The organism is Acinetobacter sp. YH12108 (genome assembly GCF_013419055.1).
GTDB lineage: Bacteria > Pseudomonadota > Gammaproteobacteria > Pseudomonadales > Moraxellaceae > Acinetobacter.
In genome coordinates, this window is record NZ_VPAW01000001.1 from 227,178 (window position 1) to 244,207 (window position 17,030).

A 17,030-nucleotide genomic window follows, 5' to 3' on the forward strand; every position below is an offset into this window, starting at 1 on the left:
ATAAAAATCTCAGATAGGATGAAAAAAATAAGTTATTTCATCCTTTTCTGAGTTATGAATATTATTAAACAAGCCTCTTATAATAAAAAAGATTTTAGGATAGAGGCCCGTGAGTTTTTATATCGGGGATTTATTCAGGTGGAAAAAGTCACGTTAAGTCATCGTGTCTTCCATCAGGAATCTTATACACCTGCATTGCAGCGTGAGCTCATCCATCGTCCTGAAGCCGCTGGGGTACTGCTGTATAACGATCAACAGCAAAAATTCGGCTTGATTGAACAGTTCCGTATTGGCGGACTGGATGATCAGGATACGCCATGGCAACTAGAAGTCATTGCCGGTGTACTGGATGGCGATGAAACGCCTGAGACCTGTATTCGCCGCGAAGCTTTCGAAGAGTCAGGCTGCACTGTTGATTCCTTACAGCATCTTTTCAGTTTCTACCCTTCTGCCGGTGCCTGCTCGGAACTGTTTCATCTTTATGTCGCCCAGACTGAACTGCCTGAAAAAGGCGGTATTTTTGGTATGCCGGATGAAGGGGAAAATATCCAGCTGCACATTCTGGATTATGCCGATATTCCGACCTTGCTGAGTAATGGTCGCCTTAGAAATGCACCTGTGATTATGGCCTTACAATGGCTACAACAGCATCAACAGGCTGTCCCGTCAGGTTTAAGGGGGCAGACATGACATCGGAAAAATTCAATCCTGCATCGACACAAGAATGGACCATTATCCAGATTTCTGACACCCATTTGATGGATCAGCCCAATCTGGAATTCGCGAATATGAATCCCGAGCAGAGCTTCCATGAAGTCATGCAGCATATTCAGCACAATTTTCCAGAAATGGATGCACTCGTACATACCGGTGATCTGGCACAGGTGCCGATCGCAGAAACCTATACACGTTATTTAAAATATATCCAGTCTTGCCAGGTGCCCTATTACCAGATTCCGGGCAATCATGATGACATCAAGGTCTTTCCTTTTTATCAGGATCGAGATCAGGCTCATGCGATTCATTTTGGCAACTGGACCCTGATTTTACTAAATAGTGCAGTCCAGGATCGGATAGATGGTTGGGTAGAGCAGGCTCAACTGGAACAGCTAGACCAATTATTGCTTGAATATCGTAATCAGCATGTGGTTGTGGCTTGCCATCATCATCCTTTTGCGATGAAGTCGCACTGGATTGACCAGCACCGGCTAAAGAATGCCGAAGATCTAAAAGATGTACTGGCCCGGCACCAGAATGTGAAGCTGGTTCTGTTTGGTCATGTGCATCAGGATTCCTGCAATGAATGGCACGGTATCCAGTTTTTATCGACGCCATCGACCAGCGTACAGTTCAAACCCAAGAGTGATGAATTCGCGCTAGACCAGGCGGCACCTGGCTATCGTGTATTACATTTGAAACAAAATGGGGAGTTCGATACACATATCGAACGTGTGACCTTAAGCCAGCAAAATATTAATACCGAAATTTCAGGTTATTAACTTTGCATTTTATTTTTTTTGAATTACTTTATTGCAACCAAAGGAAATGTGATATCTATAATCCAGACATCAAAGACTATCAAAAAGCATAAAAAGTCTATATGATGACGACCCCCGTAGGAGGATAATCTTTCTACAGGGTGGATAAAAATTGCATATCACCATATTTTTTGCGTATTAACATACGCATATGATGAGGAATGCCCTAAATGGCGAATGACAACCAAAATCAAGTCTTAGACGAACAAACTGATGTTGTAGAGGAAAAACCTACAAAACGTGTGCGCAAATCTAAGCCGAAAACGACTGAGGGTGGTTCTACTGCTAGCTTATTTGGTATTGAACCTTATCAACCTAAAAAAAATGAAGAATACATGTCTGAAGGGCAGCTTGAACACTTCCGCCAAATCTTGATGGCATGGAAAGCTGAACTGATGTCAGAAGTTGATCGTACTTTAAATACGATGCAAGACGAAAACACTGCACTCCCTGATGTAAACGACCGTGCGACTCAGGAAGAAGAATTTGCCATCGAACTTCGTACTCGTGACCGTGAACGTAAACTGATCCGCAAAATCGAGCAATCTATCGAAGCGATTAAAAACGATGACTACGGTTTCTGTGAAACTTGTGGTATCGAAATTGGTCTGCGTCGTCTGGAAGCACGTCCAACTGCAACTTTATGTATCGACTGCAAGACTTTGGCAGAGATCAAAGAGAAGCAAAATAACGGTTAAGCATGTCTTTAAGTAATCCCTCCCTGACCCTCCTTTTATCAAAGGGAGGGAAAGCTGAAGAGAATTACGTGGGCCGGTTCGCGCCATCGCCAACCGGCCCTTTGCATTTTGGTTCCCTCATTACCGCAGTCGCTAGTTACTGCGATGCCAAAGCCCATCAGGGGCGCTGGCTAGTCCGTATTGAAGATACAGACATCCCGCGAATTTATCCCGGCAGCGAAGAACATATTTTGCGTGCCTTGGATGCTTTTGAATTCGAGCCAGATGGCGAAATCATTTATCAGAAAGATCGTCTGGATATTTACGAAAATGTCATTCAGCAATTGCGTCAGCAGGGTCTGGTCTATGCCTGTCAATGTACCCGCAAAATGCTGGGCTCCAATCATATTTATCAGGATACTTGCCGTGACCTCGGTCTGCCTTTTGAACATCAGGCGATTCGGGTCAAAGTTGAAGATGTTGAAATCTGTTTTGAAGATCGCCTGCAAGGTCAACACTGTTCACAGCTGAAAAAAGACTTGGGTGACTTTGTACTGAAACGTCGTGATGGCATTATAAATTATCAGTTGGCAGTCGTAGTCGATGACTATCTGCAAGGCATGACCCATGTGGTGCGTGGTGCAGATCTTTTAGATAATACCGAACGTCAGATTTATCTGGGTCAATTGTTGGGTTATCCGCGTTTAAGCTATATGCATTTACCACTGGCAATGAATGATCAGGGCCAGAAACTGTCCAAACAAAACTTGGCGCAAGCACTGGATCTTGATCAGGCTCCCCTGCTCTTGCAACAAGCACTTCAAGCCCTATGTCAGGTGCCAGTAGAACTGGATCGTCCTGCTCGTATGCTCAAACAAGCCGTCGCACAATGGGACATCTCCCGAATCCCGCATACAACTAAGCTACAAGGTCACTATTTATAAAAACGGGTTTTCACTTAAGCTAAAAGCAATAACAAAGGCGAGTGAGGATCATAAAAATGTTTTTTATTTTTGGTATAGGACCGAAAACCAAGGTCATTGAGAAAAGCCAGTTTCTTTGTCCAGTCTGCCGAACCCGTTCTGGGTATGAACTAAAACAGCAGCGTAATTATTTTTCTTTATTTTTTATTCCGCTGGTTCCACTTTCCAAGGCGAAAAGTGCTTTTGTGCGTTGCCTGAATTGTGGAACTGTCATGCCGAGCACAGTACTTGACCATGCTCAGCCTGATCCACAGCGTCCGTCTAATCTAGAAGCTTGATTCTTCCCGGCTTGGATTGACCTGCTGGGTCGTTGAATCAATTTTCAGAATCAAACTGATCATCACTGCACAGACAATTAGTGATGAACCGCCATAACTAATAAATGGCAGGGTCAAACCTTTGGTTGGCAATAGCCCCATATTCATCCCGGCGTTTACCAGAATCTGTAACAGGAAAATGATACTGATCCCATAAGCCAGATAACCTGCACGCAAGTACTGATGCTGCAAGGCACGATGCCCAATCCGGATGCAGCAGACCATCACGGTAAAGGACAGAATCAGAATGGTAGAAATACCCAAGAAACCAAATTCTTCCCCTAAGATCGCCAACATAAAGTCAGTATGCGCTTCCGGCAGATATGACATTTTCTGGATACTATGGCCTAGCCCTACTCCGGTCCATTCACCACGACCAAACGCCATCAAGGCATTAGAAAGCTGATAACCGGTACCGAGCGGATCTTCCCAAGGATTCGAGAAAGACAATAAACGTTGTAAACGATAAGGTTCCAGAGCAATTGCGGCAGCAAACGCACCCAATAAAGTAATAAAAGCGACACCGAACTGAATCCAGGGAGCACCTGCCAGGAAGAATACACCGAGCATGGTCAAGGTAATTACCACCGTTGCACCCAAGTCAGGCTCAAGAATAATCAGGCCAACAGTTGCACCCATGATGGCACTTAAACGTACCAAGCCCTTGATATTATTACGAACCTCTTCAGCACGACGCACGACGTAGTCAGCGGTAAAAATCGCCATCATGACCTTAGCGACTTCGGAAGCCTGCAAGGTAAAACCGGCTACCCGAATCCAGCGCTTGGAGCCGTTTACTTCAGTCCCGACAAAGAGTACGGCGACCAGCAAAACAATGGTAATAATCCATAAAAAGAAAGTGTTATTGAACCAGACTTTTAATGGAACTTTATAGGCTAAAAAGGCTGCACCCGCCGCAACCAGAATCGAGATCGCATGTCGGGTCACATAATGGAAAGCATTCTCATGCATCCGTTCCGCATAAGGCATCGAAGCCGATGCCACCATGATCGAACCGATGCACAGCAAAGCCAGCACACAAAAAATCAGCACATTACGCGGATTAACTTCAGCGGGTAACTTAGGTACCCACTGCTGATAAAATTGATTAATTTTATTGATCGCAGTCTGAGCAAACTCAGCCATATCACGAATCCTTGTTATTCTTAATTGAGTTCATTCACATAGGCCACAAACTTGCGACCACGTTCCGGATAACCGGAGAACATGTCAAAACTTGCACATGCAGGAGACAATAACACGACATCATGTGCCTGAGTGCGCTTCTGACAAATTTCTACTGCTTCCTGCAGGCTTTCTGCATGCACCAGCTCAGTTGTACCCGCAATGGCTTTTTCAATAATTGGGCAGTCCACGCCAATCAATACAGCTATTTTTGCATACTTAGATAATGAGTCACGTAAAGCAGTAAAGTCCTGACCTTTACCCTGACCGCCAAGAATAATGGCAACTTTACCACCTTGAGCTTCGATTGCCATGCCCAAGCCATCAAGTGCTGCCAGTGTTGCACCAATATTGGTTCCTTTGGAGTCATTATAATAACGTACCCCATTGACTTCTTTAACAAATTCGCAGCGATGTTCCAAACCTTTGAAGGTTTTTAACGTATCCAGCATAACGTCCATTGGCAGGCCAATTGCTTCACCCAAAGCTAAGCAAGCCAAAGCATTCGCCACATTATGGGTGCCTTGAATGTACATGTCGGAACTTTTGAGCAGACGTTCACGGCCACGGGCCAGCCAGATCGTGCCATCCGTATCTTTGAGAATACCGTATTGGTTGATGTCCGGTGCATTCAAACCAAAGCTCTGCATCGGTGTTGCATCTGGAACCAGTGGACGGGTCAGTGAATCATCACGGTTAAACACCACTTTTTTCACACCTTGGAAAATACGGTGTTTGGCGGTGTGATAACCCATCATGTCTCCATGACGATCCAGATGGTCTTCACTCATATTCAGAACAACAGCCACTTCAGCCTGCAAGTTTGAGGTCGTTTCTAACTGGAAGCTCGACAACTCCAAAATATACAGTTCAGGATCATCTTTGGTCAGATCCAGTGCTGGACGACCAAGATTCCCCCCAACCGCCACTTTTTTACCCGCATTCGCTGCCATCAAACCGATTAAAGTTGTTACGGTACTTTTGGCATTGGAACCGGTAATCGCCACAATCGGCTTATCCGTCGCACGACGTAAAATCTGGATTTCACTTACCACGGGAATACTTTGAGCCAGTGCTGCTTGAATCTCAGGCAGTTTCGGATCGAGTCCCGGGCTGATGATAATTTCTTCAGCAGAGAGCAACAGATTCTGGTCAAACTTGCCAAAACTGGTCTGTACTTCCGCAGGAATCTGGTCATGTCCCGGAGGGGTGGCTCTTGAGTCCGTTACTGCAACGCGGTAGCCCTGGTCATGTAAGAAGTTGACCGCTGCAACACCTGAAATCCCGAGTCCTGCAACGACTTTTAATCCACCACGTTGTATTAACATTTTCGCCCCATTTTCTGGTCTATTTTAAAACTGACGAAATGGTAGCACTTTGCTGTTTTGAATGCTTTTTCTGTTTTGACTTTCTCTGGCATTTTTTGTGTCAGGGCGTAAAAAAATATCGTTAAATCTTCATCTTTAATCGGTTTAATAATTAATAAACTTTTATTGGCGTCATCATTGTAATAAAAGTTAAGACCATGCTATCCATAACTTGAAGGGAAAATCAGACAACGCTTCCATCCATATATAAAAAAATAGTGGATTCTTTTCTCCCAGATAAATCAATAAGTTTTTAAAAAATAAAAAATTAGGGAGCTTATTTCTAGACTCCCTCACTCATTTGCATGTTCAGTTTTTATTCTCAAACAGAATGAAAGTTTACTTCCATTTCACTGCCTGAGCTTTAGGTTTTGTACTTGAGCTTTGCTCCGATGCCGGACAAGCGCAATTACCACCACAGCCACTGGCCATAGCCGGTTTTAACCATTTCGCCAGCGTATGCCAGTCCTTGGCTGCACAGGCATCAGACAACTTCTGGAAGACTGAGCGTGAAGTATTCGGAAATACCTTTTTAAATACCACGAGCGCACTCCAGACAACCAGTACCGCTACAATCAGAATTTCAATCATCTCAATCTCCCATTCACATGATCAGTCAGATCTAGCCAAGGTTTCCCTTCAGCCAGTTTAACCCAAATAATGTGATGCAATTTGATAAGTCAGGAATGACATGAAATATGCCAAACCAAACAGGTAGAAGGTCATAAAGCTGACCGTTTTCCATGAACCGGTTTCACGCTTCACAGTAGCTAAGGTCGCCAGACAATGCGGCGCATAGATAAACCATACCAGTAGAGACAAGCCGGTCGCGATCGACCAGCCCAGATCACCGCCGCCACTAATCAGTGCCGCCAGACCCTCAGACATGGCATCTTCATCGACTGCAGACAAGGCATAAACCGTACCCAATGCTGCCACGACAACTTCACGCGCTGCCATCGCCGGAATCAGTGCAATACAGATCTGCCAGTTAAAGCCCAATGGTGCAAAAATAGGTTGCATCACATGGCCCAGCATCCCGGCAAAGGAATAATCGATATCCGGTAAAGTTGCACCTTCTGGTGGCTGCGGGAACGTACACAGGAACCATAGCAGAATAGATAATGCAAAGATGATGCCGCCGACACGCTTCAAGAAAATTTTGCCGCGATCCAATAGGCCAATCCAGACGTTTTTCACATCCGGGAAACGGTAACTTGGCAGCTCCATCAACAGCATGTGCTGAGACTTGTCCTTATGGAAAAATTTCAGAATAAAGGAAACAATCAAAGCACTCAGGATACCGGCCATATACAGACCAAATAACACCAGACCTTGTAGGTTCATGAAGCCCCACACGGTTTGCTCAGGAATGAAGGCTGCAATCAGCAAAGCATATACTGGTAGACGTGCCGAACAGGTCATCAGTGGTGCCACAAATATCGTGGTCAGACGATCACGTGGATCACTAATCGTCCGTGAAGCCATAATTCCCGGCACGGCACAGGCAAAGCTGGACAATAGAGGGATGAAAGCACGGCCCGAAAGACCTGCCTTAAACATCAATTTATCCAGCAGGAAAGCAGCACGTGGTAAATAGCCGGACTCTTCTAGTACTAGAATAAAGAAGAACAGAATCAGAATCTGCGGCAGGAAGACCACTACTCCACCCGCGCCGGCAATAATCCCGTCAACCACCAAGCTGTTTAATAAAGGGTGAGCGATCAGTCCACCCATGTACTCGCCCAACCAGCCGAAGAAAGTTTCGATCCCGTCCATGAAGGGCGCAGCCCAGGCAAAGACCGCCTGAAACACCACAAACATCATAATGGCTAAGCTAAGCAGGCCTAATACTGGATGCAGGAATATCTTGTCCAGGAAATCAGTACGTTTATCTTCCTGATCGGCATAATTCACCACATCTTTCAGAATACTGGCAATCTGATGATGGTGATCGCCACTCAAACCGCTGAGTTCAGTTTGCGGAGCAGAAAACTTGTTTTTATCCAGTGCATTTTTCAGGTTTTCAATGCCTGAAGTACGCACAGCTACCGTTTCAACCACAGGTACACCCAGACGTTCAGACAGTTTCTGAGTATTAATCTGCATCCCGCGACGGCGTGCTTCATCCATCATGTTCAGCACCACCAGCATTGGACGACCCAGCTGAATCATTTCCAGTACCAGTCCCAGATGCAGTTTCAGGTTGGTTGCATCTACAACGCACAGGAAAGTATCCTGCTGGCCTTCTTCTGCAATTTTACCCTGAACCACATTACGGGTAATTTCTTCGTCCGGGCTGGTCGCATCCAGACTATAAGTTCCTGGCAGATCCAGTACGCGTACCGGTTTGCCTGAAGGAAGTGTAAAATTCCCGACTTTACGCTCAACCGTAACCCCGGCATAGTTGCCGACTTTTTGACGAGATCCGGTTAAATGGTTAAATAAAGAAGTTTTACCGCAGTTTGGGTTACCGACAAGGGCAATACGTAAGGTATCACTCATGCCGCGGCTCCCTGTTCAATTTCAATCTTGGCCGCTTCCGATTTTCGTAAAGCAAAACGCGTAAACCCCACCTGAATAAGAATCGGATCCCCACCAAAAATACCTTTGGTAATGACTTGTACCTGAGTCCCTGGTACAAAACCTAAAGTTTCCAAGCGACTGGCCACAACATCGTGGGAAGCGCCTTTACCATCAGTAGTTCGATTAACTTTTCGAATGATGGCAGTTTGTTTTGCTTTCAAATCAGACAAACGCACCGTGAAAATTCCTAAGACTTTTGTACAGTATACAAACAAATGAGAATAATTAACAAATAAGTATTAATTACATTTCTTCTTGGCTGTATAGCACATCGACATGTCAGTAAAATTAAACTAGAGTGGAGATGAGCAATCAGGCTTCTCGCTTTTAAAAATTATCTTCATTAAACATCATGCTGAATAAAAAACCTCGCATTCCTAGTCCAGTTCAGATTCCTGAAGCTTTCAGTTACTTACAGGGTTTTCGTGATTATCTGATTGCCCAGACAGTGAGCCCTCATACCCGAAATGCCTATTTGTCTGATCTGATCCAGTGTGCTGAATGTCTGGTTAAACCTTTACCAGAATGGAACCATGATGATATTTCCGATGTGCTGATTGAACTAACCAAACAGCAAAAAAGTCCACGTTCAATTGCACGATGTTTGTCCGCCTTACGTTCTTTTTATAAATTCCTGCGGGAACAAAAACTGCGGAGTGACAATCCGGTCGCTGCCCATAAAACACCAAAACTGGGCCGTGCCCTGCCCAAAGACCTGTCTGAAGCTGATGTCGAAGCGCTGATTCATGCACCTGATATTAATACTGCCCTTGGTTTACGTGATCGTGCCATGTTTGAAGTCCTCTATGCCTGTGGTTTACGGGTGACGGAACTGATTAATCTGCGTCTGGATCTGATTAATTTAAAACAGGGCTATTTGCGTATTGTCGGTAAAGGCAATAAAGAACGTCTAGTGCCGATGGGACAGATGGCCTGTGAATGGGTAGAAAAATATTTACAGGAAGCACGTCCGCAATTGTATAAGACAGCGACTGATTATCTGTTTCTCACCCAGCATGGTGGGATCATGAGCCGGCAGAATTTCTGGTATGCCATTAAACGCTACGCACTACAAGCCGGAATTCAGGCTGAACTGTCTCCACATACTTTGCGCCATGCCTTCGCCACGCATTTACTTAATCATGGCGCTGACTTACGGGTAGTACAAATGTTGCTAGGTCATAGTGATTTATCCACCACACAGATCTATACCCATGTGGCACAAGTTAGAATGCAGCAACTGCATGCAACCCATCATCCACGGGCTTAAGAGCTGATTTGAATAGAATAAACTGAGAAGTTTGACGTAGCTCTATCTTTTTTTGCTATGCTAATGCTCTGTTTTTAGTCCAAGAAAAAAAAGGGTTATTATGACATTTGCCCGCACCAAAATTTTTATCGCTTGTCTGCTTGCTACCGGTCTGGGACTGAGCGCATGTTCCAATTCCAATAATTCAGATAAAAAGCAAGATACGCTTACAGCAAGTGCACCGGCGACGGGTGAAGCCTCTAACCTTAGCGAACGTAATGCACAGCAACGCCTGATTTCAACGCTCGAAGGTCATTTCAAAAAAGCGGGGATTAACGCAAAAATCACCGGCATTAAAACCACTGAAGTACCCAACATGTCTTGGGTCAGCCTGGAAGGTATGGCACCCGTCTATGTGACAAATGACGGTAAATATCTGATTCAGGGCGATGTCATTCGCCTTGGAGATAAAGAGCTGCACAATGTCAGTGAAACTTTGCAATCTGACGTCAACAAGAAAATCTTTGCAAACCTTAAAGCGGAAGACCTGCTGATTTATCCAGCCAAAGGCAAAACCAAGCATGTGATCTATGTCTTTACCGATGTCAGCTGTCCGTATTGTCACAAATTCCATGAACAGATGGATGAAATGAACAGCAAAGGCATCGAAGTACGCTATATTGCTTGGCCACGTGGCGAGCAGCATATGCCTGCTATGGAAGCCATTTGGTGTAATTCCGATCGTCGCGCAGCCTTCGATCAGGCCATTGCCGGTGGATCTATCACCCCTACCACTTGTAAAAATCCTGTGAAAGATCAATATCAAATGGGTCTTAATATTGGTGTCAATGGTACGCCGGGTGTATACAGTTCTGAAGGACTTTATCTCGGTGGCTATATGAGCACATCAGAATTATTGGATCGACTTAAATAACTCATTTTAATTAGTTATTTAACTTTATTTTATAGATGAAGATATTCTGAAATGACCCTAGAGTCAGGCCGCTTTTTTAGCTATGATCTAGGCTCTCGTAAAAAACTGTTTATATTTGGAGTGTGACGTGAAACCAGTTCGTCTGGCAATCCTCGGTCTTGGTACTGTGGGTGGTGGTGCCCTTAAACTATTAAAAGAAAATGCTGCTGAGATTAAACGTCGCACCGGTCGTGAAATTCAAATTACCCATGTTGGTACGCGTCGCCCGCGTCCTGATCTGGATCTACCTGAATCAGTCAAACAAAGTGCAGATCTGCTCGATATCGTACGTCAACCTGATGTAGATGTGGTGGTTGAAGTCATGGGCGGTATTCACCCTGCTTATGAAGTGATTAAAGAAGCCATTCTGCATGGCAAACAGGTCGTAACTGCCAACAAGGCCCTATTGGCTGAACATGGAAATGAACTGTTCAAACTTGCCGATGACAACGCTGTGCAAATTGCTTACGAGGCAGCGGTAGCTGGCGGCATTCCAATTATTAAAGTGATGCGTGAAGGTCTGGCAGCCAACAAGATTGACTGGCTGGCTGGCATCATCAACGGTACAGGCAATTTTATCCTGACTGAAATGCGAGATAAAGGCCGTGCCTTTGCTGATGTACTGAAAGAAGCGCAAGAACTGGGTTATGCAGAAGCAGATCCAACCTTCGATGTAGAAGGCATCGATGCAGCACACAAACTGACATTACTGGCCTCTATTGCTTTTGGTATTCCGTTGCAGTTTGATAAAGTCTTTACTGAAGGCATTAGCAAAATTACTGCACAAGACGTGAAATATGCTGAAGACTTAGGCTTCCGTATCAAACACCTCGGTATTGCGCGTCGTGCTGAAACCGGTATTGAACTCCGTGTACACCCTACCCTGATTCCTGAAGAGCAATTGATCGCTAATGTGAATGGTGTGAAAAATGCAGTTCTGGTTCAGGCCAATGCGGTTGGTCCTACACTGTATTACGGTGCAGGTGCGGGTGCAGGTCCTACAGCTTCTGCAGTAGTCGCAGATGTCGTGGATATCGTACGTGATATTTCTTATACTGAAGATGGTGCTGGTACAATTCCGCAACTGGCTTTTGAAAGCTTAAGTGACCTGCCAATCCTGCCACGTGAAGAAATGACGACTGGATACTACATCCGGATCAATGCTGAAGATCAAACCGGAGTACTGGCTGAAGTAACCTCTATTCTAAGCCGCGAAGGCATCAGTATTGATGCAATTCTGCAGCAGTCACGTCTGAAAGATCTTATTCCTATCGTGATCCTGACTGATCCAGTCAAGGAAGCGAAAATGGATGAAGCGTTAAAACAAATTCAAGCTCTTCCTGTCATTCATGGCGAAATTGTACGAATTCGTTTAGAATCGCTTGATAATTAATCGGGTCGAGGGGACACTCTCCCCTTGCCAAGCTCTACACACAATTGGAACATCATCATGTCGAATGCCAATCGTTATACTGGTTTAGTTGACCGCTATCGCGACCGTTTACCAGTGTCTGCAACTACTAAAGCCGTTTCTCTGGGTGAAGGTAACACGCCACTGATTAAGCTTGCGAATATTCCGCGCATTATTGGCAAAAATGTTGAAATTTATGTGAAGTACGAGGGCTTAAACCCGACTGGTTCATTTAAAGACCGTGGTATGACCATGGCGGTAACAAAAGCGGTTGAAGAAGGCTCTAAAGCGATTATCTGTGCTTCTACAGGTAATACGTCAGCAGCTGCAGCAGCTTATGCAGCGCGTGCAGGTATCAAGGCGTTTGTTTTAATCCCAGAAGGCAAAATTGCGATGGGTAAAATGGCGCAAGCGATGATGTATGGTGCGATCACCATGCAAATCCGCGGTAACTTCGATGACGGTATGCGTCTGGTAAAAGAAATCGCTGACAAAGCACCTGTCACTATCGTGAACTCAATCAACCCATACCGTCTGCAAGGTCAAAAAACCATTGCTTACGAAATCGTGGATGAATTGGGCCGTGCACCAGATTACCACTGCCTGCCTGTAGGTAATGCGGGTAACATTACTGCGCACTGGATGGGTTATACCGAAGCGGTTGCAAATCAGCCTGCTGGCGAGTTTGAGCAAGTGGTTTACGACGCTGCTACTGATGCCTTCACTGGTCCTAAACCTGAAGGTCTGCCAACAATGGTAGGTTACCAGGCTTCTGGTGCTGCACCTTTCCTTCGTGGTGCACCTGTTGAAAATCCTGAGACTGTTGCAACTGCAATCCGTATCGGTAATCCACAAAGCTGGAACCATGCGAAAGCGGTTGTTCGTGATTCTAAAGGCTGGTTCGATGAACTGACTGATGCCGAGATTCTGGAAGCGCAACGTCTTCTTTCTATGTATGAAGGCGTATTCGTAGAACCTGCATCTGCAGCTTCAATCGGTGGCGCAATCCGTGACATTAAAGCAGGTAAAATTGCTGAAGGTTCTGTGATCGTGTGTACTGTAACTGGTAACGGTCTGAAAGATCCGGATACTGCGATCAAACAATGTTCTGATGCCGTAATGCTTTCAATTGACGCAACTTTAGAACAGGTTCGTGAATCAATTCTTTCTAATATGTAATTTAGATTGAAATAAAAGGCCCTGCAATTGCAGGGCTTTTTATAGGCGCTTAAAAAAGATTAAACACGTTGTTTAGGCAGGCTAGATACCCAAGTCATCAGACGAGTCGCATCATTGGTACGTGCAGCAGTTGAATCCGCACCTAATACCACGACCACCACAGGACGGTTATTCAAGGTGGTGTGCATGACGACACAACGTCCTGCTTCATTAATATAACCGGTTTTAGACAGATTGATATTCCAGCCACCATTACGCACCAGTGAATTGGTGTTGTTAGATTTCAATACACGGTAACCCAGGTTGAAATCATAGCTGGCAGTGGTAGAGAATTGACGGATCAGGCCATACTGTGAAGCGGTATTGACCAGAATCCCCAAATCACGTGCAGAAGACACATTGCCAGGATGCAGGCCAGTAGATTCCATATAGTGGGTTGAATTCATGCCCAGCTCTTTAGCTTTGGCATTCATCTTCGCAATGAAGGCTGCACGACCGCCTGGATAAGTACGCGCCAATGCAGCTGCAGCCGGGTTCTCAGACTTCATCAAAGCAAATAATAAGGCTTCAGCACGATTCATGCTGTCCCCGGCTCTTAAGGTAGAACTTGAGCTCTTACAGCCTGCACAGGAAAAATCAGCCTGTTGCAGGGTAATTTTTTCAGACATATTCAAACGCGCATCTGAAATCACTACTGCAGTCATCAATTTGGTAATCGACGCAATCGGGTAAGCATTATTGGTATTTTTACTGAATAACACTTCACCTGTCTGTGAATCCATCACCAGAGCTGCACGCGCACTTACAGCAGGTTGATTAATAAAATGACTATTATCAATAATCTGCACAGGTTTTGTCGGTACTGGTGCTGGTGCGCCGCCCTGACGAATCGTCGTCGTAACAGTTGCTGAACCTGGTGGTGAAGGTTCTGCAGCAGATACGCTCAAATTATCATTCATGAGCTGATTGACTTCATCAGAAGACCAGCTGATGCTGGATCCGCCCTCTGTTGTGCCAGAATTCATAATGATTTCAGCAAAACTTGTCGTGCTCATGCTGATTAACACGGACAGGCCGAGTAGATGCCTTAAAGACTTGTTTATTTTCTTCACTATTCCTTCACTCAACTAACAGAGGTAAGATTGATTTGCGTATTACCTCTAATATGCCTTACATTTAAACACAATGCCGAACATTTTTTGTTCTTGACACTATGTGATAAGTTTCAGATTTAATCTGCGAATAGGATTGCTAATTTTGTAGTTTCATTGCAAGCTTATTTTGCTTTATGTAACAAAAAAATGATTTTTTAATGAGGGAGAGTCTAGGTGATCACAGTTTTAGTTGTCGACGACCATGAATTAGTTCGTACTGGAATTTGCAGAATGCTGGAAGACCATGCGGATGTTCAGGTGATTGGACAGGCTGAATCTGGTGAAGAAGCAATTACCCTCGTCCGTCAGCATCATCCCAATGTGGTTCTGTTAGATGTCAACATGCCAGGTATCGGTGGTGTAGAAACCACACGCCGTTTGCTACAGACTGCTCCTGAAACCAAAGTTCTTGCGGTCAGTGGCCTGGCTGAAGAACCTTATCCTTCACTATTATTGAAAGCAGGTGCCAAAGGTTATATCACCAAAGGTGCACCTGTATCAGAGATGGTCCGTGCCATCAATAAAGTCATGCAAGGCGGTAAATATTTCAGTGCCGACATTGCTGAACAGCTGGCGAGTTCTTACCTGTCCGATACCCAGCAATCTCCTTTTGACGCACTGTCTGAACGTGAAATGCAGGTAGCCATGATGGTAGTGAACTGTATCAGCGCGCAGGAAATTGCCGACAAGCTGTTTGTAAGTGTTAAAACAGTTAATACTTACCGTTACCGGATCTTCGAAAAACTGAATATCGATAGTGATGTTAAACTAACCCATCTTGCAATGCGCTATGGCCTGATTAAACCTTAATTTAACCCTCTGCTTAATGCGGTTCCTATGGCGCAAACATCCAGTTATTCTGAACTGAATCAATATCATCTGGGCCTATGGTATAGCGCCTACCGCCTGATTATCAGCACGGGTCTGTTGCTGATTTTTCTGCTGACTTATCCTGATATGACTACAGATTATCAGTATCCTAAACTCTATCACTATGCCTTAATGATTAGCGTCGCCGTCAATACTGTGCAGCTGTTTACGCTGAGATGGGTAAAGCGCCTGATTCAGCCGCAGTTCATTCTGATTTTTGCCAGCGATGTCTTTTTTCTCAGTTTATTGACCTTGGCCAGTCAGGGTCCAAACGTCCATCTCGGACTGATTTTTGTTATTACCATTTTTTCAGCCTCATTATTGCTCGATGCCAAGAAGGCCCTGATCATCACCCTGATTGCGGTGATTAGTATCATCTATCAGCATTTTATCGGCAGTATTTTTGCCTTTTCCTCGCTTACCAATATCGGGAATAGTGCCCTGCTGGCCTTTTTGTTTTTTGTCGTCTATGGCTCAGGACAAATTGCGGTACGGCGCTTTCAGATTCTGGAAAACCTGAATTTTTCTCAATCGCTGGAACTATATCGCTTACAGAATATTAACCGCTATATTCTGGAACAGATTGAAACCGGCTATCTGGTTTTAGATGAGAATTACCATGTGGTGCTCAGTAATCCGGCTGCCTGTCATCTGCTCGGCATTGAGCCAATGTATGCCCATGAAAGATTTTCGTTATACCAATCTCAAAATGACCTGTTTGAACTGATCCGTTTTGAAAATCTGGAAAATGGCGAGCGGTTTCAATTTGAATCCCAGCAGAGTCGTTATAATATTCACGTGCAGGTACAAAAGCTGATTGTGCCGCACCAGACTCTGACTCTCCTCGTGCTGCAAGATGCCCGCAAACTTAATCAGCAGGTGCAACAGTTAAAGCTTGCTGCTCTAGGCCAGCTTTCCGCCAGTATTGCCCATGAAATTCGCAATCCTCTGGCTGCCATTGTACAGGCCAATGATCTTTATCTCGATTCTGAACCTGAACAGCAACAAGTTCTGCATCAGATGATTAGCCGACAGGCCACCCGGATTGACCGGATTATTCAGGACACCCTGAATATGGTGAAGAATAAAGAAACCCATCCAGTCGTAATTCAGCTGAATGAATTTATACCACTGTTTATTCAGGAAGATTTAGCAGATGTGGCGGACCAGATTCAATTTAATATTGATGTACCACTGGCAATTCAGTTTGATGAGGCCCAGTTACGTCAGATTCTAATTAACCTGATTCGTAATGCTATCCGTCATAATTCACCGGATTCGTCCCATATTCAATTGAATATTCACCCATATGAACATAAGGTATGGATAGATGTCCGGGATTTTGGCTCTGGTGTTGCCACCCATGATCAGGAATTATTATTTAAACCTTTTTTCAGCACGTCTATCCATGGAACGGGACTCGGACTATATTTATCACACAGTTTTTGTGAAGCCAATCAGGCACAACTCAACTACATTTCACAAGAACAGGGCGCATGCTTTCGGATTAGCTGTCAACGTGTGACAGCATAAAAGGAATA

At 44.7% G+C, this 17,030-nt stretch carries 17 protein-coding genes; 11 read left to right on the plus strand and 6 right to left on the minus strand.

Annotation, left to right across the window (positions count from 1 at the left end; translation table 11 throughout):
• Positions 1–54: 54 nt before the first annotated feature.
• From FTU46_RS01185 to FTU46_RS01205, 5 genes are all read left to right on the plus strand, one after another.
• A complete protein-coding gene (locus FTU46_RS01185) occupies positions 55–690 on the plus strand; it encodes an NUDIX domain-containing protein (protein WP_179992202.1) in 636 nt (211 codons plus the stop codon).
• Entirely contained in the window at positions 687–1,499 is an 813-nt protein-coding gene (gene cpdA / locus FTU46_RS01190) for a 3',5'-cyclic-AMP phosphodiesterase (protein ID WP_159124361.1), read from the plus strand. The genes FTU46_RS01185 and cpdA overlap by 4 nt, the downstream gene beginning before the upstream one ends.
• Before the next feature lie 209 nt (positions 1,500–1,708).
• The gene (gene dksA / locus FTU46_RS01195) at positions 1,709–2,236 is read left to right on the plus strand and encodes an RNA polymerase-binding protein DksA (protein ID WP_004787252.1); all 528 of its coding nucleotides are present in this window, start codon (positions 1,709–1,711) and stop codon (positions 2,234–2,236) included.
• A gap of 2 nt (positions 2,237–2,238) precedes the next feature.
• The gene (gene gluQRS, locus FTU46_RS01200; protein ID WP_257224573.1) at positions 2,239–3,159 is read left to right on the plus strand and encodes a tRNA glutamyl-Q(34) synthetase GluQRS; all 921 of its coding nucleotides are present in this window, start codon (positions 2,239–2,241) and stop codon (positions 3,157–3,159) included.
• Between the two features lie 56 nt (positions 3,160–3,215).
• Positions 3,216–3,476, plus strand: coding sequence for a zinc-ribbon domain-containing protein (locus FTU46_RS01205; protein ID WP_004787255.1), 261 nt, complete (start codon positions 3,216–3,218; stop codon positions 3,474–3,476).
• Here FTU46_RS01205 and ftsW read toward each other — a convergent pair.
• From ftsW to FTU46_RS01230, 5 genes are all read right to left on the minus strand, one after another.
• Positions 3,465–4,661, minus strand: coding sequence for a putative lipid II flippase FtsW (gene ftsW / locus FTU46_RS01210; RefSeq protein ID WP_004787257.1), 1,197 nt, complete (start codon positions 4,659–4,661; stop codon positions 3,465–3,467). The two genes, FTU46_RS01205 and ftsW, sit on opposite strands and share 12 nt — an antisense overlap.
• A 20-nt stretch (positions 4,662–4,681) precedes the next feature.
• Positions 4,682–6,028 carry a UDP-N-acetylmuramoyl-L-alanine--D-glutamate ligase gene (murD, locus tag FTU46_RS01215; RefSeq protein WP_180104182.1) on the minus strand — a complete coding sequence of 449 codons (1,347 nt, stop codon included), beginning with the start codon at positions 6,026–6,028 and terminating at the stop codon, positions 4,682–4,684.
• A gap of 378 nt (positions 6,029–6,406) precedes the next feature.
• On the minus strand, positions 6,407–6,658 hold the full coding sequence (locus FTU46_RS01220; protein ID WP_180031560.1) for a DUF6587 family protein: 252 nt from the start codon (positions 6,656–6,658) through the stop codon (positions 6,407–6,409).
• 57 nt (positions 6,659–6,715) lie between these two features.
• Complete coding sequence (locus FTU46_RS01225) at positions 6,716–8,572, minus strand: ferrous iron transporter B (protein ID WP_004787264.1); 1,857 nt, start codon at positions 8,570–8,572, stop codon at positions 6,716–6,718.
• Positions 8,569–8,829, minus strand: a complete 261-nt coding sequence (locus tag FTU46_RS01230; protein WP_004787267.1) for a FeoA family protein — start codon at positions 8,827–8,829, stop codon at positions 8,569–8,571. The genes FTU46_RS01225 and FTU46_RS01230 overlap by 4 nt, the downstream gene beginning before the upstream one ends.
• A gap of 176 nt (positions 8,830–9,005) precedes the next feature.
• Between FTU46_RS01230 and xerD the strand changes: the two genes are divergently transcribed.
• The 4 genes from xerD (at position 9,006) to thrC (ending at position 13,465) form a co-directional block, all read left to right on the plus strand.
• Positions 9,006–9,923 carry a site-specific tyrosine recombinase XerD gene (gene xerD / locus FTU46_RS01235; RefSeq protein WP_159124366.1) on the plus strand — a complete coding sequence of 306 codons (918 nt, stop codon included), beginning with the start codon at positions 9,006–9,008 and terminating at the stop codon, positions 9,921–9,923.
• A gap of 100 nt (positions 9,924–10,023) precedes the next feature.
• Entirely contained in the window at positions 10,024–10,836 is an 813-nt protein-coding gene (locus FTU46_RS01240) for a DsbC family protein (protein ID WP_034703409.1), read from the plus strand.
• 127 nt (positions 10,837–10,963) lie between these two features.
• Positions 10,964–12,268 carry a homoserine dehydrogenase gene (locus tag FTU46_RS01245; protein ID WP_005233480.1) on the plus strand — a complete coding sequence of 435 codons (1,305 nt, stop codon included), beginning with the start codon at positions 10,964–10,966 and terminating at the stop codon, positions 12,266–12,268.
• 57 nt (positions 12,269–12,325) lie between these two features.
• On the plus strand, positions 12,326–13,465 hold the full coding sequence (gene thrC, locus FTU46_RS01250) for a threonine synthase (RefSeq protein WP_104426956.1): 1,140 nt from the start codon (positions 12,326–12,328) through the stop codon (positions 13,463–13,465).
• 59 nt (positions 13,466–13,524) lie between these two features.
• Here the strand turns inward: thrC and FTU46_RS01255 are convergent, their stop codons facing one another.
• Positions 13,525–14,577 (minus strand): serine hydrolase, encoded by a 1,053-nt coding sequence (locus FTU46_RS01255; RefSeq protein ID WP_034703413.1) that lies wholly within the window; start codon positions 14,575–14,577, stop codon positions 13,525–13,527.
• Between the two features lie 216 nt (positions 14,578–14,793).
• On the opposite strand from FTU46_RS01255, the gene FTU46_RS01260 reads away from it, so the two are divergent.
• The gene (locus FTU46_RS01260; RefSeq protein ID WP_005233474.1) at positions 14,794–15,429 is read left to right on the plus strand and encodes a response regulator; all 636 of its coding nucleotides are present in this window, start codon (positions 14,794–14,796) and stop codon (positions 15,427–15,429) included.
• A gap of 27 nt (positions 15,430–15,456) precedes the next feature.
• Positions 15,457–17,022: a PAS domain-containing sensor histidine kinase gene (locus FTU46_RS01265; RefSeq protein ID WP_180011332.1), complete on the plus strand. Its 1,566-nt coding sequence runs from the start codon at positions 15,457–15,459 to the stop codon at positions 17,020–17,022.
• The last annotated feature ends 8 nt before the right edge of the window (positions 17,023–17,030 follow it).